16 protein-coding genes and 2 pseudogenes are annotated in these 20,162 nt (G+C 40.7%); 2 read left to right on the top strand and 16 right to left on the bottom strand.

What is annotated here, in order from left to right; all coding sequences use genetic code 11:
* Positions 1–3: 3 nt before the first annotated feature.
* The 6 genes from ftsL to H7T98_RS00540 form a co-directional block, all read right to left on the bottom strand.
* Positions 4–324, bottom strand: a complete 321-nt coding sequence (ftsL, locus tag H7T98_RS00565; RefSeq protein ID WP_002891750.1) for a cell division protein FtsL — start codon at positions 322–324, stop codon at positions 4–6.
* Between the two features lie 2 nt (positions 325–326).
* On the bottom strand, positions 327–1,277 hold the full coding sequence (gene rsmH / locus H7T98_RS00560; protein WP_002888254.1) for a 16S rRNA (cytosine(1402)-N(4))-methyltransferase RsmH: 951 nt from the start codon (positions 1,275–1,277) through the stop codon (positions 327–329).
* A gap of 113 nt (positions 1,278–1,390) precedes the next feature.
* Positions 1,391–2,440: a hypothetical protein gene (locus H7T98_RS00555; RefSeq protein ID WP_201061003.1), complete on the bottom strand. Its 1,050-nt coding sequence runs from the start codon at positions 2,438–2,440 to the stop codon at positions 1,391–1,393.
* A gap of 30 nt (positions 2,441–2,470) precedes the next feature.
* Positions 2,471–2,926 (bottom strand): Wzz/FepE/Etk N-terminal domain-containing protein, encoded by a 456-nt coding sequence (locus H7T98_RS00550; RefSeq protein WP_201061001.1) that lies wholly within the window; start codon positions 2,924–2,926, stop codon positions 2,471–2,473.
* A gap of 141 nt (positions 2,927–3,067) precedes the next feature.
* Positions 3,068–3,466, bottom strand: coding sequence for a DUF805 domain-containing protein (locus H7T98_RS00545; protein WP_084869549.1), 399 nt, complete (start codon positions 3,464–3,466; stop codon positions 3,068–3,070).
* Positions 3,467–3,565: 99 nt separating this feature from the next.
* The gene (locus H7T98_RS00540; RefSeq protein ID WP_064523919.1) at positions 3,566–3,973 is read right to left on the bottom strand and encodes a DUF805 domain-containing protein; all 408 of its coding nucleotides are present in this window, start codon (positions 3,971–3,973) and stop codon (positions 3,566–3,568) included.
* A 236-nt stretch (positions 3,974–4,209) separates the two neighbouring features.
* Here H7T98_RS00540 and H7T98_RS00535 point away from each other — a divergent pair, with 236 nt between their 5' ends.
* Complete coding sequence (locus H7T98_RS00535; protein WP_051677073.1) at positions 4,210–5,190, top strand: HNH endonuclease; 981 nt, start codon at positions 4,210–4,212, stop codon at positions 5,188–5,190.
* Positions 5,191–5,540: 350 nt separating this feature from the next.
* Here the strand turns inward: H7T98_RS00535 and H7T98_RS10275 are convergent.
* The 8 genes and pseudogenes from H7T98_RS10275 to H7T98_RS00500 all read right to left on the bottom strand — a co-directional run.
* Positions 5,541–5,794 (bottom strand): annotated as a pseudogene (locus H7T98_RS10275) (IS110 family transposase); the annotation flags it as partial.
* Positions 5,730–6,136 (bottom strand): annotated as a pseudogene (locus H7T98_RS00530) (IS3 family transposase); the annotation flags it as partial. The pseudogenes H7T98_RS00530 and H7T98_RS10275, both read right to left, overlap by 65 nt.
* A 16-nt stretch (positions 6,137–6,152) precedes the next feature.
* Positions 6,153–6,569 carry a DUF805 domain-containing protein gene (locus H7T98_RS00525; protein ID WP_037602544.1) on the bottom strand — a complete coding sequence of 139 codons (417 nt, stop codon included), beginning with the start codon at positions 6,567–6,569 and terminating at the stop codon, positions 6,153–6,155.
* Positions 6,570–6,667: 98 nt separating this feature from the next.
* The gene (locus tag H7T98_RS00520) at positions 6,668–7,060 is read right to left on the bottom strand and encodes a DUF805 domain-containing protein (RefSeq protein WP_073686183.1); all 393 of its coding nucleotides are present in this window, start codon (positions 7,058–7,060) and stop codon (positions 6,668–6,670) included.
* Positions 7,061–7,152: 92 nt separating this feature from the next.
* Positions 7,153–8,403 carry a glutamate-5-semialdehyde dehydrogenase gene (locus H7T98_RS00515; RefSeq protein ID WP_201060999.1) on the bottom strand — a complete coding sequence of 417 codons (1,251 nt, stop codon included), beginning with the start codon at positions 8,401–8,403 and terminating at the stop codon, positions 7,153–7,155.
* 1 nt (position 8,404) lies between these two features.
* A complete protein-coding gene (proB, locus tag H7T98_RS00510) occupies positions 8,405–9,208 on the bottom strand; it encodes a glutamate 5-kinase (protein ID WP_201060997.1) in 804 nt (267 codons plus the stop codon).
* A 119-nt stretch (positions 9,209–9,327) separates the two neighbouring features.
* Positions 9,328–10,917 (bottom strand): DUF4231 domain-containing protein, encoded by a 1,590-nt coding sequence (locus tag H7T98_RS00505; protein ID WP_201060995.1) that lies wholly within the window; start codon positions 10,915–10,917, stop codon positions 9,328–9,330.
* Positions 10,918–10,919: 2 nt separating this feature from the next.
* Positions 10,920–11,651 carry an ABC transporter ATP-binding protein gene (locus tag H7T98_RS00500; RefSeq protein WP_201060993.1) on the bottom strand — a complete coding sequence of 244 codons (732 nt, stop codon included), beginning with the start codon at positions 11,649–11,651 and terminating at the stop codon, positions 10,920–10,922.
* Between the two features lie 274 nt (positions 11,652–11,925).
* Between H7T98_RS00500 and H7T98_RS00495 the strand changes: the two genes are divergently transcribed.
* The gene (locus H7T98_RS00495; protein WP_014632635.1) at positions 11,926–12,657 is read left to right on the top strand and encodes a DUF554 domain-containing protein; all 732 of its coding nucleotides are present in this window, start codon (positions 11,926–11,928) and stop codon (positions 12,655–12,657) included.
* A gap of 351 nt (positions 12,658–13,008) precedes the next feature.
* On the opposite strand, the gene addA is transcribed toward H7T98_RS00495, so the two are convergent.
* Positions 13,009–16,662 carry a helicase-exonuclease AddAB subunit AddA gene (addA, locus tag H7T98_RS00490; RefSeq protein ID WP_201060991.1) on the bottom strand — a complete coding sequence of 1,218 codons (3,654 nt, stop codon included), beginning with the start codon at positions 16,660–16,662 and terminating at the stop codon, positions 13,009–13,011.
* Positions 16,652–19,972 carry an ATP-dependent nuclease subunit B gene (rexB, locus tag H7T98_RS00485; RefSeq protein WP_201042926.1) on the bottom strand — a complete coding sequence of 1,107 codons (3,321 nt, stop codon included), beginning with the start codon at positions 19,970–19,972 and terminating at the stop codon, positions 16,652–16,654. Before rexB ends, addA begins: the two co-directional genes overlap by 11 nt.
* Positions 19,973–20,162 lie beyond the last annotated feature (190 nt).

Genomic DNA, 20,162 nt, shown 5'->3' with positions numbered 1-20,162 from the left:
TGATTACTTCACACTCTTAATACTATCGTTATTAATAGACAGGCCTGCCTTATTAGCAATCTCTTTAATACGGTCAGAGTTAGTCAACTCATTAACCGCCTGCTTAGCATTGTTAAGCTCTGTTTTTTCATCACTAATCTTGCTATTAAGGTCTGTGATTTGTTGCTTGATAGCCTGATTACGCCCTTGTAAAAATACAACTGCGATACTCATCACAATAGCTGTCAAAACAATTGCCGAATAGAAGGCCTTTTCCATACGCGTCATAAAACGAATATGGTTTCTAATGGCTCTATTAACAATCTGATGTTCCTTATTTTCCATAATTATTTCCTGATTTTTTTAGCCACACGCAATTTAGCAGAATGCGAGCGGTTATTAGCTTCTAATTCTTCCTGACTAGGTAGGATTGGCTTGCGATTAACTAAGGCTACCTTAGGTTGGAGGTCTTCAGGAATAAAGGGCAGACCTTTAGGCACATCTACCGTACTGGCTTCCTTGAAAAGCTGTTTAGTCAATCGATCCTCCAAAGAATGGAAGGTAATGACCGAAATACGACCATCTACAGCAAGTAAATCCAAGGCCTCTTGAATAGACTCATCTGCAGCACCAAGCTCATCGTTCACTTCGATGCGAATGGCTTGGAAAATTTGCTTGGCTGGGTGACCTTTTTTCTTCAGTTCCTTAGCAGGCTTAGCCGATTTAATGATTTCCGCCAGTTCCGTCGTGGTCTCAATTGGTTTAACCTGACGGGCCTGTTCAATCTTACGTGCAATTTGTTTAGAGAACTTGTCCTCACCATACTTGAAGAAAATGCGCACCAAATCGTTGTAAGGATAGGTATTGACCACATCATAAGCGGTCAGACTCGCCTCCTCATTCATACGCATATCTAGCTTGGCATCCTGTTTATAGGAGAAACCACGCTCACGCTCATCCAACTGTGGGCTAGAGACACCCAAGTCATAGAGAATGCCATCAATTTCAGACACCCCCAAGGCTTCAAGGTTGGACTTGAGATTACGGAAATTATCCTTGATGAAAGTCACCATACCCTTATCAATATAGTCCTTGAGACGCACTTGAGCATTATCAATAGCCTTTTGGTCCTGATCAAAGCAGTACAAATGACCCTTTTCAGATAATTGCGACAAAAGATAAGACGAATGTCCTGCGCCACCCAAGGTCGCATCAACATAGATGCCATCGGGCTTGATATCAAGCATATCAACAGTTTCGTGTAAAAGAACGGTTACATGGTGAAATTCATTAGTCATAACTTTTATTATAGCACAAGAATAGAGAAATTGTCTCGTTCTGTAAGTTGACAGGATAGTAAAAGAGCCAGACCCGAGGCCTGACTCTTTAGTTTCTATATCATTTGATAAGATTAATCCACTCTGTAAAAATAGCTTTCCTCAGATGGCACTCCATTCGTCGCTAGAATACGATCCTTACTGTTATCTCCCGCATCACTTGCATCACTAACTCCCTTAGGACAAAGCTGAATTGGAGTATTCCCAACTGGACTAGAATCAACATAAGTTAAGGTATATATACCAGACACATACTGATTCGGTGAGACTTTGTCGATAGGATAAGTATAGCCCCAGAAATCCAACTGTCCATCCGAAGTAATGGTGATGGTCTTTCCATTTGAAGATTTCCATGTTCCTACAGCTGATTTGTAATTGCCATTTTTGAGCTCATCAGGCTTAAGAGCTGATGAACTTGTTGGCGTTTGTGACGCTTTGCTAGAGCTACTAGTAGAGGCGCTACTCAGGTCCTTCCAACCCCAATTAGAGAGATCAACCTTGTCTGCACCCGAATCACGGTCATCTTTTACAAGAGACTGGCCATCACTACTAAAGTGGTAGCCAGAACCTCCACCAGCCATAGCACCAGCACTACCATAGTAGCTAAAGGTGTTATCCATGAGGTAGGCCAATGTCATACGCTCACCCAGCATGCCCAGTTGTGGACCTTCTGTCAGACGAATCACCTGACCACTATCCTTAGAGATAGTGTAAATATCCGTAATCACATGTTCTTTAAAGAGTTTACCTGGCTTAAAAGCAAGAATCAACTCATCAACACCATTACCATCCAAATCACGATAAGTATAGACCGTTGAGGCAGGACTTGTTTGAGAATTAGCATAGGTCACAATGAGAGAATTAAGTGAGGCATCGGTTTGGTTGTTGGCCACAGCCGTTTGGTACTTACTAATGATGCTATCATAGGCAGAGGTATCTACCTTTTTCTCTTGACTAGAGCTTGAGCTATTACTCGTGCTAGAGCTTTCACTACTACTTGATCGTGACTGCTCTACTGATGAAGATGAAGTCGTCGAAATCATGCCATTTTGCTGGTTTGAACAAGCTGCTAATAGGACTAAACTAGATAATCCTGTTACTAATGCTAAAACTTTATTTTTCATTTCTAAACCTAAATTCCTTTTCTTTAATCCTTATTCTGCTGTCCCAGAGCTGACATCTGCGCTGTAGGCAGGTGCTGTATAGCTTGAAGACTCACTATGTGACTCTGTATAAGTTGTTGGTGGCACATAGTTATACTGGGGCGCTTGATAAGCCTCTTGTGCTGAAGAAGGCGTTGGTGCCGATGCTACCGCAGGAGTTGAGCTTGCTTCTGTCTGACTAGCTGCTTCTACCGTTGAGCTTGATGACGACGATTCGCTTGAAGATTCACTCGAGGTTGAAGAAGATGACGACGAGCTTGAGCTCGATGACTTGGATGAAGACTTAGGTTTGCTTGATGATGACTGCTTAGTCCCCACCTTAACTTGAACTTTTGCATGATTGTGTGCGGGCTGCAAAAAGACGATAGCCAGAGCCAAAAGGATAGCTGGTAGGGTAAATGTCAAAATAAGGTAACGTTTTTCTTTCAAGTGACGAAATAGTTTCATAAGTTATTCACATTTCTTAAATTATATTTTAGTATTGATTAGTCTCAGATAAGATTATATCAGAAATATTAAAATGTGCAACATTAACATAAAACTTTTTTGACATTAGAAAAACCAACTCAAAGAGTTGGTTGATTGTCATTATTGCTGTGGGTTATCGACGTTGTTCAATGGCACTTCTACTTCTGTTGGTTGACATAGTAAAAAAATAAGGATAAAAATACCGACAAATGGGATTAAAGGAATAAAAATATATGCCCAATGATAGCCAGCATCACGTAAACGACGAACCGTTACAGCAATACCAGGTAAAACCGCAGCAACACCATAGGCAAAAAAGATAAGTAGTAAAATAACACCAATAGTAAATAAATCGCTTGATCCTGTTTCAGAATCCATTCTTTCAAACACTGCTAGGAGCAAATAAGAAGCAAAGAAAATCAATACATGTGCCGAATATGCAAACCAGTAATCCGAGGGTGTTGAACGGCCCTTAAAATCAACATAGCCCTTCCAAAATTTTTTGTAGGCTTCAATCATAATAAAATCCCCCTTTTTTATGTTACTCTCAGTATAACAAGAGAAAAGGAGCTTGACAAATCAACTAAAAAACAGCCTAGCAAGGCTGTTAAGTCATTATTATTGCTGTGGATTATTGAAGTTATTGAAGTTATTGAATGGATACTCAACCTTAGTTGGTTTACACAACAACACAATTAAGATAATACCACCTACAAATGGGATAAATGCAACAAAAATATACGGCCAATTGTAGCCAGCATCACGCAAACGACGAACAGTTACAGCAATACCAGGTAAACACGCAGCAATACCATAGGCAAAAAAGATAAGTAGTAGGATAAGTGAAATAACAGCTAAAAAGCTTGAATCAGTTGCACCTGCAATTCCTCCAAATACTGCTAACAACACATAAAAAGCAACGACAGTTAACATATTTGCCAAATATGCAAACCAGTAATCTGAACGTGTTGAACGTCCCTCAAAATCTACGTAGCCCTTCCAAAACTTCTTATAAGCTTCGATCATAATAAAATCTCCTCATTTTTTGATAATACTACTATACCAAAAGACCGGTCTTCTGGCAAATTGACTAAGGAGCAGCCTATAAGGCTTTTTTAACTTTTTGTTATTAAAAATAAATTTGACAGATAATATAAAATAGATTAGAATAATTGCATAACTATAATAATTGATATACCATTAGTTTTCATAATTGTTCTTGGTAAATCTCAACGTAAAAAAAATTTTAATTAGGAGATATAATGAAGGTTTTAGGATACATCATGCTTTCTTTTATAATGCTATTCTTAGTAATTTCAGCATTTCCGTATATTTTAATTGGGGCTTTAATTTATAGTCTTTATCGATTGATTAGATATATTAGGAAAGTTCGATATTTTAAGAGTCCGAATTTTTTAGCCCATAAACTGGCACTTGCTGATACAATCTCTGAATATAATGAAATATCTAATTATGTAAACTCATTTGATCAAATCAGTCTTAGAGCAAGTCAAGCAGATCGATATAAATATTCTAACCTAGCTACTTATCAAAATACTAGCGTGCATAATATGAATCGTAATCGACATCAGAAAACGCTGTCTAGTAATGTTCACCACGCTTCGCTAGCAGTAGTTCGAAAAGCGTCTGAAGAGCCTTTAAAGTATTTGTGTAAATATTTTGATTTCAAACCTAATGAAGAGAATCTCCAACGCATTCAGGATATCGGTGAAGTAGTATCACGTTTTACAAATGCGAAAAGTAACTTAGACATGCGTCTAGCTCAAATTGAAGCAGATTTCAATCCTCCTAAATTTATAAAAAAATACTATCGTGATGAATTACTTAAACATTTAGAAGTAAATATTCCAAAAATTCATTTTTATTTTCCACAATATATTTTTGAATATGTTAGTGCGGGGGGAAACAGCTCACAACGAACAACTATCACACTTGACGACATTACTATCGAAGCACTTATAGAATATATTGATGATAATATTAAGCGTAGCAAGACTGCAAAAGCGCAGCGTTCTTTAATGACAAAAAAATTACGTGAATTTATTAAACGTCGCGATAATTATACCTGCCAGAATTGTTATGCCTCTGTCGCTCAGCAAAACCTTTTACTTTTAGAAGTTGACCATATCATCCCTATTTCAAAAGGTGGCTTATCTACTAAAGACAACTTACAAACATTGTGTTGGAAATGCAATCGAACAAAATCTAACAAAATCATATAAAATAGGTATTTGATGTATTATTACGTTAGTTATTATTGCTTTGTTGATTCCTTTATATATATTGTCTATAGATAAGTATTAGCTGATGTCTCATCTCCCACAATTCACAATTTTTATATGACAAAAATATTTAAATAAATGATTTAGTTCTGTATTGTACAGGACTAAGTCATTTTCTACCATTTGTCAAGTTTATCAAGGTATTTGATGAAAAATAGTTTGAGTGCCATAGTCAAACTAAGGAAATTATCTTTTTTGAACTAAAGATTAGTGTAAAAAATGTACACTAATCAACACCTTATCTGGTGATTTTTTTGATAAGGCGTTACAATAATATGGTATAAACAATTTTACCGATTTTGGGTAGAAGTATAATCGTAAAGTTTGTTGTGCATTATGAGGTAATAATAAGACGATGTATAGAGGCAATCGTGTGTGGTTTGGTTTAAGTCACTTGCGATTGTCTTTTCCGTTTCTCACAGAAGTCTGCGATATGACAAGGATTGGTGTAGCTATCTGAAGTTATGTTAAGAATGCACTTAAAGAGAATTTTTCTGGCAGAGGGATTCCCACATTTGATGAAATGTTCCTTGGCTAGAAAGTTTTAGTTTTACCTTAATGCACTTATTATCATAATAATCAATGTATTCTACAATAACTTGTTTCAATTGCTCAAGTGACTTAGACACCTTCTCATGACAATAAAACATTTTCGATTTCAAAATTCCAAAAAAGGACTCCACCATACCATTGTCTAGGCTATTCCACTTGCGTGACATGGATGGTTGAATCCTTTATCCTCTATAAATTGATAATGATACTGGTGAGAATATTGCCATCCCTACTCACTATGGAGAATAGCAATCTCCTGGTCTCTCTATAAAGGCCTGTTCTAAACATAACTTTCATCTATACCAAGTTCAGTGTTAAAACCATCTAAAACAGGAAACTATAAAAACTTTTTATTGCTGTGGGTTATTGAAATTATTAAACGCTACTTCTACCTTTGTTGGTTGTAAGGTTAAGATAAAAATAATAAAACCACCAAGATATGGAATTAGCGATAGGAATATCAAGGCCCAGTGGTAACCTGCATCTCGTAAACGACGTACTATGATTGCAATGGATGGTACAAGTGAGGCCAACGCATAGACTCCTATTCCTAACACTACAATATAGACCAAAATCATTTGGAAACTATATGGATCAGATATATACGTAGAGGAGTCTCCTCCTAAAATCATGATTAGTATGAGTAAGAAACTAAACAATAAATAAACCAAGCATTGCGCAAGAACATTAAGCCAATAATCTGAACGCGTTGAACGTCCCTTAAAATCTACATAGCCCTTCCAAAATTTTTTGTAGGCTTCAATCATAATAAAATCCCCCTTTTTTATGATACTCCCAGTATAGCAAGAGAAGGGAAGATTGACAAATCAACTAAAAAACAGCCTACAAGGCTGTTAAGTCATTATTATTGTTGTGAATTATTGAACTGTTTGAAAGGAAATTCTACTTTTGTGGGTTGACAAGACAAAACCAACAGAACGATATCACCTATAACAAAGGCAAAACGTAAAAAAATCAAGGCCCAGTGATAGCCTGCATCGCGCAAGCGACGTACCTGAAGGGAAATGGATGGGATAAAGCTAGCAGGAAAATAGGTCATTACAAGCAGATACGGTAAGTTGAGAATAACATGGTAAGGACTATCGGGACTATCAAAAACAATTACAACTATAACTATGCTAAATAAAATGATAGTTACTATAGTATTTGCTAGAACTGCTAACCAATATTCTGAGCGAGTTGGACGTCCTGTAAAATCGACATAGCCCATCCAATACTTTTTATAAGCTCTAAACATGACAAAAGCTCCTCATTTTTGATACCACCAGTATAGCAAAAGCTTTATACTCTAGCAAATAGACCAAAAAAGCCCCATGAGGAGCTTTTTGTTTATTCTCTAATTTGACCTTGGCCATTAATATAAAACTTGGTTGAGGTTAGGGCCTCAAGTCCCATTGGGCCACGGGCGTGCATTTTTTGGGTTGAGATTCCGATTTCAGCACCCAGTCCAAAGACGAAGCCGTCTGTGAAGCGGGTTGAGGCATTAACATAGACAGCTGCAGCGTCTACGTCGTCTTGGAATTGCTCCGCACGACTGATATCCTGAGTCACAATAGCCTCTGAATGCGATGTCGTGTAAGTATTAATCCAATCAATGGCCTCATCAAGGCTATCTACTACTTTAACAGACATGATATAGTCAAGAAATTCTGTCGAAAAATCTTCTGGTGAAGCGGGTACGGATTTTTCCATAAGTTTCAAAGCCTTTTCATCCGCACGGAATTCAACAGCCTGAACTTTTGAAATAGCTTTTTCCAAATTAGGTAAGAAGTCTTCCGCAATATCAGCATGAACGACGAGAGATTCTGCAGCATTACACACGCTTGGTCGTTGGGTTTTGGCATTGATGACAATCTGTGTCGCCATATCTAAGTTAGCATATTTATCCACATAAATATGACAGTTACCAACACCCGTTTCGATGACAGGAACCTTGGCTTTTTCTTTAACTGTTTGGATGAGACGTGCTCCACCACGAGGGATGAGCAAGTCTACATACTTAGTCGCCGCCATGAGTTCCTCTGCTACCTCATGAGAGGTATCTTCAACCAGCTGAACAGCATCTGCTGTGATACCTGCATTTTCCAAAGCCTTACGGGCTACTGTAACCAAGGCCTTGTTGGAATTGATGGCATCACGTCCTCCTCGGAGAATGATAGCATTATTGGTTTTAAAGGCAAGGCTAAAGGCATCGATTGAGACATTGGGACGGCTCTCAAAAATCATAGCGATAACACCCATAGGAACACGCTTTTGAACGATTTTGAGACCATCTAGATTCGTATAGCCACGAACTACTTGTCCGATTGGGTCCTGAAGATCTGCCACCTGACGGACACCCTCAGCAATCCCTGCGATACGGTCTTCCGTCAAGAGCAAGCGGTCTTGCATAATCTCTGAAATACCATTTTCCTTGGCATTGGCCATATCCTTAGCATTTTCAGTGATAATATAGGCACTCTCAGCTACTAGAGCTTTAGCTACCTGATTTAAAAGGTCGTTTTTAGCTGCTGTTGACAATTTAGCAATCCGACGACCTGCCACCTTGGCCTGTTGACCTAGTGTATCGATATATGTCATCTTAGTCCTCCTGTTTAAAGAGTGTACCAATCTTGGCTCCTTCTAGGACACGAAGAATGTCACGTGGATTTTCACCATTCATCAAAATCATTTGGCTTTGATTTTCAAAAACCATTTGAGCTGACTTAATCTTACTCATCATACCACCTGTACCAAATTTACTACCGGCACCACCAGCTGAGTCTATAATTTCCTCTGTAATCTCTGGGACATAGCTACGGAGGGTGGCATCCTCATAGACATTTGGGTTCTTATCGAAGAGCCCATCAATATCTGACAACATAATGAGTAGGTCAGCACCAACAATCTTAGCTACGATAGCTGACAAGCGGTCGTTGTCCCCAAACTTAGTCGCATGGTCCATTTCATCTACGCTGACAGCATCATTTTCATTAACAACTGGAACAACTCCAAGCTTGAAGAGGCTCTCGAAGGCATTGATGGCATTGGCCAAACTCTCAGGATACTCGACCACATCACGGGTCAAAAGAAGCTGAGATACCTTGGTTTGGTAATGTGAAAAGACCTGAGAATAGAGGCTCATCATGGCTACCTGCCCTACACTTGAGACAGCTTGTTGCTTACCGACTTCAGCCGGTCGCTTGTCTAGGTCTAGAACATTGAGCCCGAAGCCCATGGCACCAGAGGATACGAGGACAACCTCAATCCCTTTATTATGCAGGCTAGAAATGACAAAAGCTAACTGATCGATTTTTTCAAGATTAATTTTCCCTGATGGTAAAACCAGAGAGCTAGTCCCGATTTTGATAACCAGGCGTTTTACTGAGTCAAAATTTCGTTTCATGTTTATGATTATACACTAAATTCAGGTATTTTAACATATATAATGCATAAGTTTACATATTAAAGATTTTCAGTAAAAAAGAATCCCTCCAATCGGAGAGACTCTTTAAACAGTTTGTTCTAGGCAAAAAACATGGCTCTAATACGTTTCCAACGTCTGCGATCAACAAAGAGATAAACGATTAGGGCAATTAAAGCTATAAGCCCAGATACTATAGCGTTGACTACTAGGGCAATCCAGAACTTACTTGCAAAGAAGACAATACCTCCTAGCAAGGCAGCGATGAAAATTGTAAGAATAAAGATACCCATATAGAGCCACTGTCCGCCACCCCGATTGAAGAGCTGAGTGACTTCCTGCCAATTCACTTCCAATAATTTAAGGTCACGTTCAAAGAAATAGCCACCTACAAGATAGGTTGTTACGAGAAAACCAAAGGCGAAACTTGCCACCAAAATAGGATGGAGATGTGCAAGGAATATTAAACCAAGTCCTCCTAGTAAGAGGGATACACCGACTTGCAAGCCATAGAAAATCCAAAACTTTTGACGAAGATAGTCACCCGTATTGATTGGCAGGCTACGGATAAAGTCAAAGTTTGTTCCCTCTAAGGAAGTTGCCACCCCAAGAAAACTTGTTGGTTGCGCTGAAAAGAAACCAAAGGCAATTCCGACTAAAAGCATGAGCCCGAAATAGTCTGGACCTAAATCTTTCAAAAAGAACGCACCTCCACCTAGCATGATCATATATAATACTGGTACCACATAGGTATTGATAATGAGGGTTGAGTTTCCCAAAGTAGATAAATGATGGCGAACCAAGACCTGTCTTTGACTTCGAGTAACAACTTTTACCTGAGTCTTTCTAGCCTTTTTGTTATAAATCGCTTCGTGGAAATAACGAGGCATTCTGACTTTATAAAACCAAAAACCCAAGATAAGCACTGAGATAAGAGGAAGATAAAAATTTAGTAGAGCCTCTGGAGATAGAGGAGCAGCTACCACATCATAGTAACCTCTTAGATAAGGCAATAAAGGAAAATCAATATGTCCAGCACCCTTAATATAACCATTAAGAAAACCAACCATCATGATAGGGAACATAATCAATAGGGTTGACAGGGTCATCAAAATAGTCGAATAGAGCTTTTGACGAGAACTGCGAACAATCAGCGTTCCAATACTATTAGACAGAATCACTGAAAAAACGAGATTGATAAAGAGAGAAACGATAAAGGATAGAAGCCCCACGACTATCCCCAGTGGGCCAATAAATTGCCAGTAAGCTAGAATGAGAAGACTAAGGATAGGTACCATGAAGGTCATCCCAACCATAGAACCTGACAAGGTCTTGGCCAAAAAGACTTCTGACGGCTTTAAGGGAAGAGGCAGATAAGCCTTGCTATCCTTACTATCGTAAAAGGTACTATAGAGAGCCGTAAAAGTCTGGAGAAGCCCCATGATTGAAAATGTCAAAAGATATAGGGTTAAGACTCCAGGATTGGCCTTATAATTGACGCCTACAAAAAGATAGCTATATACAACCGTAAAAATAATTAAAATCAAGAGTTGTTGTCTAAGCATGGCATTAACGATGGAGAAATTGGCCTTTTTCTTTTTCTCTTGACGTTTCTGTAGGTTAGTTACTGCTTGAGGATTTGCATAGAGGAGATTAATTTTAAAAAGCTCCCAAACATGGTTCCAGTTCATGACTACACCTCCTCGATCTTACGTCCAGCCATTTCCAGATAAATGGTTTCCAAATCCTTGTCAGGGTACTGAGACTTAAGTTCAGCCAGAGACCCTTGGAAGATGAGTTTTCCTTTCTTCAAAATAGCAATACGATCACAGAGCTGCTCAGCTACACTTAGAACGTGGGTTGAGAAGAGGACACTATTACCCTCCTTAGCATGGTTACGCATGGCTTCTTTCAAATCAAACGATGCCTGTGGATCCAGACCAGTCAAAGGCTCATCCAAAACCCAAATCTGCGGATTAACCAGAAGAGCACCGATAACGACAACCTTCTGACGCATACCGTGAGAGAAGGAAGAAATGAGGTTATAGCGACTTTCCGTCAAGTCAAAGGTAGCCATAAGATTAGTCAAACGTTCCTCAACCTGACTAGCTTCCAAATCATAGATACGTGTCAAAAAGTACCAATAGTCATTAGCAGTTAAGTTTAAGAATAAGTCTGGTGAATCTGGCACATAAGCGATTTTTTTCTTGATAGCATCACGATGTTGGCTGAGGGCCATATCATCGACGTAAACTTCACCGTAGCTAGCTTCAATGATAGACGTCAAAATGGAAATAGTCGTGGTCTTACCAGCCCCATTGTGACCAATCAGACCAAAAATCTCCCCATCTCGAATCTCGAGGTTAAGATCTGAGAGAGCATCCTTATCTTCATAACGTTTCGTTACGTGTTCAAAACGAATCATCTTTTATCCTTTCTTGAGAATCTATTTAACAATAGTCTCATTTTACACTTTATATTAGATTATAAAATAGAGTTAGTACCTTGTTTTTTATGAACAATACTCTAAGAACACTGGCAATAGATTTAGATAAGGCTATTTCCTTACCTTCTCATTTATTGTATCACTTCAAAGGTACAATTTCAATAAAACGTTTGTAAAAACGAGACAATTTTGCATTCGATCTTTGATAATGCTAAACTTATAGTATTTAGAATAAATAGGAGGAAAATCACTGATGCCAACTGGAATTATCATCAACTCGCTATCTATTATCTTAGGAGGAATCGCTGGAGGGCTCTTCGGGGACTATCTCAGAGACGATTTCAAGGAAAATCTTAACCTTATCTTTGGCCTAGCCTCTATGGTAATGGGGATTAGCGCTATTGTGAATATGGTTAACATGCCTGCCGTTATCTTTGCAGTAGTTATCGGTACCATCATTGGGCTGGCCCTAAAGTTTGGAAACCTCATCAACAAGGGAGCTGGGCTTATGGAAAAAGGCTTGTCCAAGATTACACCAAGCAAGCAAACAGGGTTAGCTCACGATGAATTTTATGCGCAGCTCTTGACAGTTATCGTCCTTTTTTGTGCGAGTGGTACAGGAATTTACGGGAGTCTTGAGTCTGGGATGACAGGCGATGCTTCTATTTTAATTTCTAAATCTATCCTAGATTTCTTTACAGCCATGATTTTCTCTTGTAGTCTAGGCTACATCGTCTCCATGATTGCCATTCCACAATTTATCGTTTTCTTCCTCCTCTTTGTGACTGCTGGTTTCATTCTCCCTCTAACAACAAAAGCCATGATTGGAGACTTTAAGGCTTGCGGGGGCTTCCTCATGATTGCGACCGGTTTTCGTATTATGAAACTGCGTCAATTCCCAACAGCAGATATGATTCCAGCCATGATTCTGGTTATGCCTATTTCCTGGGCCTGGGTCAATTGGGTGGTTCCTTTGATTAGTTGATATTAGGATTAAAATAAACTAAAACCGTCAGTCTCATGTGACGGTTTTTATCTCTATTTATTGCTATTATGGATTCTAACTATTAAAAACCAGCAATGTTTGTGGCAGTTAATTCTAATTTTTCTAACCTTGTTTAGACTAAGATGAGTTTGTTATAATATCCCTTGTAGGCCTAAGCAACCTACAAGATACTTTTTTTCATAACTATTTCCATCCTCTAATATTTTAACGAACTTACAATACTGATGGAAATCTATCGAAAAGACTGGTGTGTGCACACCGGTCTTTTTTGGTGGGATTAAGACACAAAAAAACCACTCTTTCACTATGAAAGAATGGTTAGGCTATAGCTTATACTTCTACGACTTCCAAGTCTTTTCCACCTAGGAGAATAAGGTATTTATCAATCTTATCTATTTGATAGGCTTGGCTGAGTGCTTTAGCATAGAGGCTCATTTGCCCTTTGTAACGTTCCTTAAGTTCACTAGGATGAGTGAAGCGGTCCGTCTTATAGTCAAAGAGGACAATACGGTCTTCAAGAAGAAGGTAGCCATCGATGATACCACGGACGACAAAATCTTCTTTACTAGCGGGATCTTCTGCCAACATAGCAAATGGTGCTTCACGACGCAACTTACCACGGTTAGCTAGAATGAGCTTCCCAAGTTCGGTGTCAAAGAAGCCTAGTAGCTTTTCTAACTGCACACGCGCCTTAACTTGATCATCTGCCGATACCCGACTCAAGGCCTGTGTCAAATCTTGGAGGGTCACCTTGTCAGAAAGAATCAAGCGTTGCATGAGTTCATGGGTGGCTGAACCAACTGCAGCTCCAGTGACCTTAGTTTTTTGCCCAAAGTCTGGAAGCTCAAAGGTAGTGGTAGTCTCAAGAGGTTGCACTTCCTCTTTCTTGTCCATAATATCCACCCCTTCGGTATCCATAACAGGTTCGTAGAAGGCTTTGAGCTGGCTCGGCGTACGCACAGATGGTAGGTCAATCGCTGGTGCATAAAGCTGGTTGAGTTTTTCAACACTTTCTAAGACAGTTAGAGCACGCTTAATGTCTTCCGTCTGGCGATTGTTAGATAAATCATCAGCATTTACTGCTGCTTGAACTTCAACCTGACCAATAGCCTCTGGCGTCAACTCCTCAGCCTCAACAAAGCGAACAGTAAACTTGAGATCCTTTCTCATAAAGGCGGTATCCAAAGCCATAACCCAATCCTGATAAGTAGCGATTTGGTCACGTAGAGCTACTGGTAGGCGATTATTTTCGACATCCGTGCCAAATTGCTGGGTTAATTTTTCCTTACTACCCTTACCAACTAGGTAGAGTTTTTTCTCTGCACGAGTCATTGCAACATAGAGCAAACGCATCTCTTCTGAGATACTTGCTCGACGCTCTTCCCTACGATTTTCCTGGAAGGTTAAGGTCTCTAGAACAACATTTAACTTGGGCAAATTGGTGTTTATCTGGTCTTTAAGGTCAGCTAGGTACTTAATGCCAAGTCCTTTTTCACGGTTGATAATATACTTACCACTTAGTCCATCCCTACTGTGACCAATGAACTTGCGATTCATCTGCAAGACAAAAACATACTTGAATTCTAGCCCCTTGGACTTGTGAATCGTCATAAGGCTAACGGCATTTTTAGGAACCAAGTCTGTCACTTCCTCTAGGTCGTTACCGCTAGAAATGATCTTATCAATCATACCAATAAAACGAGAAAGTCCCTTAAAACCAGTCTTTTCATAGGCATTGGCACGCAAAGCAAGGGCGTAGAGATTGGCCTGGCGTTGCTCAGCTCGTGGAAGACTGCCAACATAATCATAATAGAAACGATCGTCGTAAATCTTCCAAATGAGGTCGTAGAGCGATTGCCACTTACTGTAATCACGCCAATCTGCCAGAGTCTCAGTGAAAAGGGTCAACTTGGCATCAAGTCCTTGTGTGACAACTTCCGGATGAAGCCCTTTTTTAGTGCAAGCTACAAGAAGCTTGTCATAGAATTGCCCCTTGTCAGCCTGAACAGCAATACGAGCCAAATCATCCTCGTTGAAATTAAACATCGGTGAACGAAGGAGGGCAACGAGGGCATAGTCATTAAGAGGATTATTAATGGCACGAAGGGTATCCAACATAATCATAACTTCTAGCGACTCTAGGTAGCTTGACTTGTACTCGTCAGGAACCAAAGGAATTCCGTGCTCCTCGAAGCTTGCCATCAAGTCCAGATAGGTGTTGCGGGTTGGTGCTAGGAGGGTAATGTCCTCAAAACGTACACCTTGCTTATGAAGACTGATAATTTCTTTGATAACCAAGGAAATCTCACCACTACTGATAGGTTGATCAGAACCTTCCTCGTCAGGAGTCACACTTGCTTCATCACTATTGTAAATCAGAACCTCAGTCTCATTTTCAGGATGGAGCTCTTTTTGCTTCTCGCTACCTGCTACCAACATGTGTGTCTTGTCATAGAGGATGTCCCCGATTTCCTGATCCATGAGGTGGCTGAAAACACCATTGGTCGCATCAAGAACTTCAGATTGGCTACGGAAGTTCTCTTTAAGGAGAATCAGCTTACCTGCATCTGGATTTTCAAGGAAGAGCTGGAACTTGCCATTAAAAATCTGAGGATCCGCCTGACGGAAACGATAGATGGATTGCTTGATATCTCCCACCATGAATCGGTTGTGACCGTTAGAGAGGAGCTCCAACATGCGTTCTTGGGTATGGCTATTGTCCTGATACTCGTCTACCATTACTTCATGGTAACGGTCACGGTAGCTGGCTGCCACCTCTGGATTTTCCTCCAAAATACGGATGGCAAAGTGGGCAATATCTGAGAATTCAAAGGCATTTTCCTGAATCTTGGCCTGTAAATACTGATCTGAAAAATCAAGCACAAAGGCCTGAAGCAGCTCTAACAGAGGTAGGATGTCATCATTATGCTTGGTCAAAACCTCGAGGACCGTTAGTTGGGTATCAGTCTCACGCAACTGGGCCACAAACTCATTTTTGGTCTTGTTGTAAGCTTCCTTGTAGGCCTTGAGTTCCTCGTCTTTAGGACGGGTCATATTTGTCAAGCCAGTCCCTCCTGACAGAGTCAAGAGTTGTTTGAGCAAGTCCTCCATATCGGTTTGGTCATTGGCCAAGGCTCCCTCCAGAAGGCTAATGGCATCTGACACATTATTCAGATACTTGGCCTTGGCAAATTCACGCTGAGCTAGACCTAAATGGTCTCTTAAGAAGGCTAAGAAATCAGCCAACAAGCCATCTTTGAGACCCTCTAAAAGCTCAACTTTAGCCTTGTCTGGCTTGGCACCCGTCTGCCCTTTTAAGAGATTCTGACGTAGCCATTTTTCAGGACCTGCAGTAGCCTGAGAAAAGTTATAGACATCGTAAACTAGATCACGGAAGGCCTTACTAGTCTTACCATTTCCAGCGAAGTTGCGGACCAATTTTTGGAAAAGTTGGGCATCCTTCCCTTGCATGTAATCATTGAAAAGATCGGTATAAACCTCATTTTTCATGAGTGTCTGCTCAGCAGGATCTGTCATAATGCGGAAAATAGGTGACACCCCCAGGAGATAGCCATACTGATTGACCAATTTCTGGGTGAAGGCATCCATGGTTCCAATATCAGCCGTCCCAATTTTGGCAATCTGGTCTGAAAGAAAGGCACGCTCTTCATCCGTCTCAACTTCTCCCAACTGCTCTGTCAGACGCTTTTCCAGACGCTCTTTCAACTCACCTGCAGCCTTTACCGTAAAGGTTGAGATAAAGAGTTGGTCAATACCAACGCCACGTCCAATCATATCAAGGATACGCTCAACCATGACAAAGGTTTTTCCTGATCCGGCCGAAGCTGACACAAGAATATTGCTACCATTACTGTAAATGGCTTCAATCTGCTCAGGTGTTAACTTGCGTTCCTTGTCAGAAGCTGCTTCTTGGGCAATGCGTTCCTTAATCTCTGTTGGACTTAAAAAAGCTTTAGTCAACATGGTTGTCCTCCTGGTCTTTTTTGTCTGCTTTTACAGCTTGATCAGTGACTGGAAAGGGGATGATATTTTCAGCAACTTGCATCTGATTATTGTCCTCGTCTTTTGTCATCAGCTCCAAATAGGCTTCCTTCTTGCCCTTACTTGGTAAACGCAAGAGTTTACGAGCCTGTCCCATGTGGCGGTCGGCCTCAAAATGAGTAATAGACTTGATTTGATCCCCTTGAACAGACTTGCCATCCTCGGTATAAGGATTGACCGCAAAATTCCCACTTCGAATAATCTCAGCAGCATCTGTAAAGAGTTTTATATTGTAGTCTAACAAGGTTTCTAGGTACTCCTTATCATAGGTGACAGTCTTTTGTAAATCATAGTTTCCACCAGCCAGATGCTCTGTTTCTGAAGCCACAAAGAGCCCCTTATAGGTCAATTCCTTATGAGCCTGAGCTGCTAGCTTATCCAGACCAAACTGAGCCAAGTTAAGCTGTGGGTCCTGCATGTGAAGATACATGGCACCAAAAAGCTGGTCAGCATCGACCTTATAGGTTTGTCGAAGGGCCTCCAGATAGGTCACCAATTGCGGACTGAGGCCATTGTAGAATTTCTGAATGTCAAAGACATTTTTACCTGATTTGTAGTCAACGACACCCAGAGCCCCATCCGTTAAACGGTCCACTCGGTCAATAATCCCTGTAATCTTGATGCTATTTGCTAAAAGCAAGTCAAACTTGGCTTCCTCACGCTCAACCTTAACCGCCGCATTGTCACGCAAAACACTGGCAGTTGAACGGGCGATATCTTCCAAGATCTGACGAGACAAGCGACTCTCTTGGTCCTCGGTATAGAGAATTTCAAAGGGTTGTTCCTGATTGGTCTGAGCAATAGCCTTTTCCAATTTATCATCGAAGTTTTCTGACGAAGAATCACCCATCACACGCTCAAAGACACGGTGTAAATAAGTCCCGTGGTGTCGAGCATCTGGATGGATGGATTCCAACTCTTCAAGTCCCAAAACATAACGCAAGAAATAAAGATATTGGTTGTTATAGAAGGTCGTCAGAGCCGAAGCTGATAATTTTAGTGGTTCTTCCCCCGGAAAGACCAGCTGCATGACCTGATCATCCACCTTGGTCGTCGTCACATCGTCAATCACATTTGGAATCAAGACTTGGTCCTTATCAAGTCGCTTACGGAGATAACGCACAGCAACTGACCAAAACGTCTGCGTTTCCTTGTCCAAATCAGCATCTAGATGGCTACTGTTAAGGGCAATGACAGTCGATAGGAGGTCCTTGTAGTTCCCAATCTGGTCACCCTTAGCCTCGAAACGATTACGTCCCTTTTCAACCAAAGGAAGACCAAGGTCAAGAAGTTCCTTCAAATAAACCGACATGTCATCCTGCGTCTCATTGAGAATTTGTGGCTGACTAAGCACCAATTGTTCACTAGCCGCATTGAAAAGCGACATAGCCACAAAATGCCCCCGCTGACTATTACTCTGCGTAACAATATCCAAACTCCTATGCTCATCCGTCGCCTCATTGATACGATTACGCTCCTCATCAGACAGGAGACTCTTATTTTGCCCAACCTTTGGAAAATGCGACTGAGTCATGCCTAAGGCAAAAACATAAGGAGCTGAATGTGGTTGAATCAAATCGTATTTCTTCACATTGACCACATCAACAGTGGCTGGGACCGTACGGTAATCACAAGCCAACATTCCCGAACGCAAAATTGACAAAAAGTCATCCACTGACAGTGTTTCTTCCCCAAAAATAGTCTCAACCTGCTCCAAGAGTTGGGTGAAAGACTTCCAGACCTGTTCATTCTGTTCTTTTTCAGCTTCACTGGCCTTGACAGTCAAAGCAGCCATCTGATTTGGCACTTGTACAGTCCCTAAAAAGACCGCAAGTTTCTTAAGCAGACTAGAACCCTTTTGTTTGCGACTGTTAAGTAACTTGTCCAAAGGCTCTACCAGTTGTGAGCGCAAGGCATTAAGCTGGTCTAAATCATACTTATCACGACTATTGGCCGTAAAATCAGACAAGAACTTGTGACGCCCCTTGATATCTGCAAAATTGACATAATACTCAAAAAGGTCTAAGTCCTCTTGAGTAAAACCGCCATAGAGACCTGATTTTACGAGATTAAGCAAATCCTCGGCACGATAATTATAGCGCTTGATACGCTCTAGCGAATCCACAAACTGCACCAAAGGATGGCTAGACATGGTTTCTTCCTTACCGAAATAATAGGGAATATCAAATTTTCGGAAAATCTGACCCACCTGAAGCTTATAACTCTCCTCATCACCAAGCAGGACCAAGATATCCTTGTAGCGCTTGCCATCCGCCAGCAACTGACGAATACTCTTGGCAACCTGAGCCACTTCTTCCTTTTGGTTGACCACTTCCCAGACCTGCAAGGCTTGCTTGTCTTGATCAGTAACCTTCTCATCCACCGTACTAAAATCATGACGGCTTTCTAAAAGACGACTAATACGTGCAAAAGAAGGATTGCCCTCTTTGTCTGTCGTCACGTAGTCAGGTGTCACCTTATAAGTCTGAGCCAAAGTCTTCAGAAAATCCACTGAAGCCTGATAAACATTGCCATAAACAAAGTTAGCCTTATAAGCTTTTTGACTGGCATAGGTCCCAATGACAATCTGGTGGCACTTATCATTCAAGAGTGCAACCAGTGCTTCCTCCTCAGCTGAGAAACGCGTAAAACCATCAATGACCAAAACCGTGTTACTCAAGGCCTTATCGAGGTGGCCTGAGGTAATCTCCTTGAAGAAGGCACTGAGTTTGGATTGATTGTCGAAATCTCCCGCCAACAAGAGATCCTGAGCCGCACTGAAAATCCTTACCAAATCCTCTTGTTTCTCCGCCTGATCCAAATGCTGCAAATCCAGAACTGTCATATTAGCCTGCTGTAACTCTTTGTAAAGGTCCACCAATTGATTAATAAAGTTACTATCCTTGCGTAAACGACCATAAACCTTGAGCTCATCATCGCCCATATGTGACAAGACCTTATAAAAAATCATGGCCAGACCAGTATCATCCAGCTGAGTTTTCGGGTTACTCGTATTGAGAATAAAGTACCTAGCCATCTGAGTAAAACGCGTCACCGTAATCTCAAAGGACGCTGACTGAGGCAGGTAGTCCAAGACCTTACGCTCCTTTTCAAATGATAGGGCATTAGGAGCAATATAAAAGACCCTCTTTCCCTTTTGAGCATAGCTAGTTGCCTGCTCCGTCAGAATTTCAGTTAAATCCTGAGACATATCCGTATAAAGTAATTTCATAAGACGTCCCTTTCTTGTCTCTACACCAGTCGTTAGGCTAAGCAAGAATTGCCATTCACTTAGCGCTAACAACCACTAATCCTTGCTATTATAACACAGAATGAAGCAACAATCAGACTCCTCCCTCGCCCCTTTTACTTCCGATGTCCCAAGCTTCAGACATCAGCCTAACAACCATTGCAAAGAGCCA

It is taken from the genome of Streptococcus sp. 23.2, from assembly GCF_016648665.1.
Classification (GTDB): domain Bacteria; phylum Bacillota; class Bacilli; order Lactobacillales; family Streptococcaceae; genus Streptococcus; species Streptococcus salivarius_E.
The sequence above is the reverse complement of the archived record's forward strand: the minus strand, read 5'-3'. Positions and strand labels throughout refer to the sequence as shown.

Excerpts from the sequence above, each read along its gene's own strand:
- H7T98_RS00555 (WP_201061003.1), bottom strand. The coding sequence starts at position 2,440 with ATGAAAAATAAAGTTTTAGCATTAGTAACAGGATTATCTAGTTTAGTC.
- H7T98_RS00515 (WP_201060999.1), bottom strand. The coding sequence starts at position 8,403 with ATGACATATATCGATACACTAGGTCAACAGGCCAAGGTGGCAGGTCGT.
- H7T98_RS00545 (WP_084869549.1), bottom strand. The coding sequence starts at position 3,466 with ATGATTGAAGCCTACAAAAAATTTTGGAAGGGCTATGTTGATTTTAAG.
- addA (WP_201060991.1), bottom strand. The coding sequence starts at position 16,662 with ATGTTGACTAAAGCTTTTTTAAGTCCAACAGAGATTAAGGAACGCATT.
- H7T98_RS00540 (WP_064523919.1), bottom strand. The coding sequence starts at position 3,973 with ATGATCGAAGCTTATAAGAAGTTTTGGAAGGGCTACGTAGATTTTGAG.
- H7T98_RS00495 (WP_014632635.1), top strand. The coding sequence starts at position 11,926 with ATGCCAACTGGAATTATCATCAACTCGCTATCTATTATCTTAGGAGGA.
- ftsL (WP_002891750.1), bottom strand. The coding sequence starts at position 324 with ATGGAAAATAAGGAACATCAGATTGTTAATAGAGCCATTAGAAACCAT.
- H7T98_RS00550 (WP_201061001.1), bottom strand. The coding sequence starts at position 2,926 with ATGAAACTATTTCGTCACTTGAAAGAAAAACGTTACCTTATTTTGACA.
- H7T98_RS00500 (WP_201060993.1), bottom strand. The coding sequence starts at position 11,651 with ATGATTCGTTTTGAACACGTAACGAAACGTTATGAAGATAAGGATGCT.
- H7T98_RS00535 (WP_051677073.1), top strand. The coding sequence starts at position 4,210 with ATGAAGGTTTTAGGATACATCATGCTTTCTTTTATAATGCTATTCTTA.
- rexB (WP_201042926.1), bottom strand. The coding sequence starts at position 19,972 with ATGAAATTACTTTATACGGATATGTCTCAGGATTTAACTGAAATTCTG.
- H7T98_RS00525 (WP_037602544.1), bottom strand. The coding sequence starts at position 6,569 with ATGATTGAAGCCTACAAAAAATTTTGGAAGGGCTATGTAGATTTTAAG.
- H7T98_RS00505 (WP_201060995.1), bottom strand. The coding sequence starts at position 10,917 with ATGAACTGGAACCATGTTTGGGAGCTTTTTAAAATTAATCTCCTCTAT.
- rsmH (WP_002888254.1), bottom strand. The coding sequence starts at position 1,277 with ATGACTAATGAATTTCACCATGTAACCGTTCTTTTACACGAAACTGTT.
- H7T98_RS00520 (WP_073686183.1), bottom strand. The coding sequence starts at position 7,060 with ATGTTTAGAGCTTATAAAAAGTATTGGATGGGCTATGTCGATTTTACA.
- proB (WP_201060997.1), bottom strand. The coding sequence starts at position 9,208 with ATGAAACGAAATTTTGACTCAGTAAAACGCCTGGTTATCAAAATCGGG.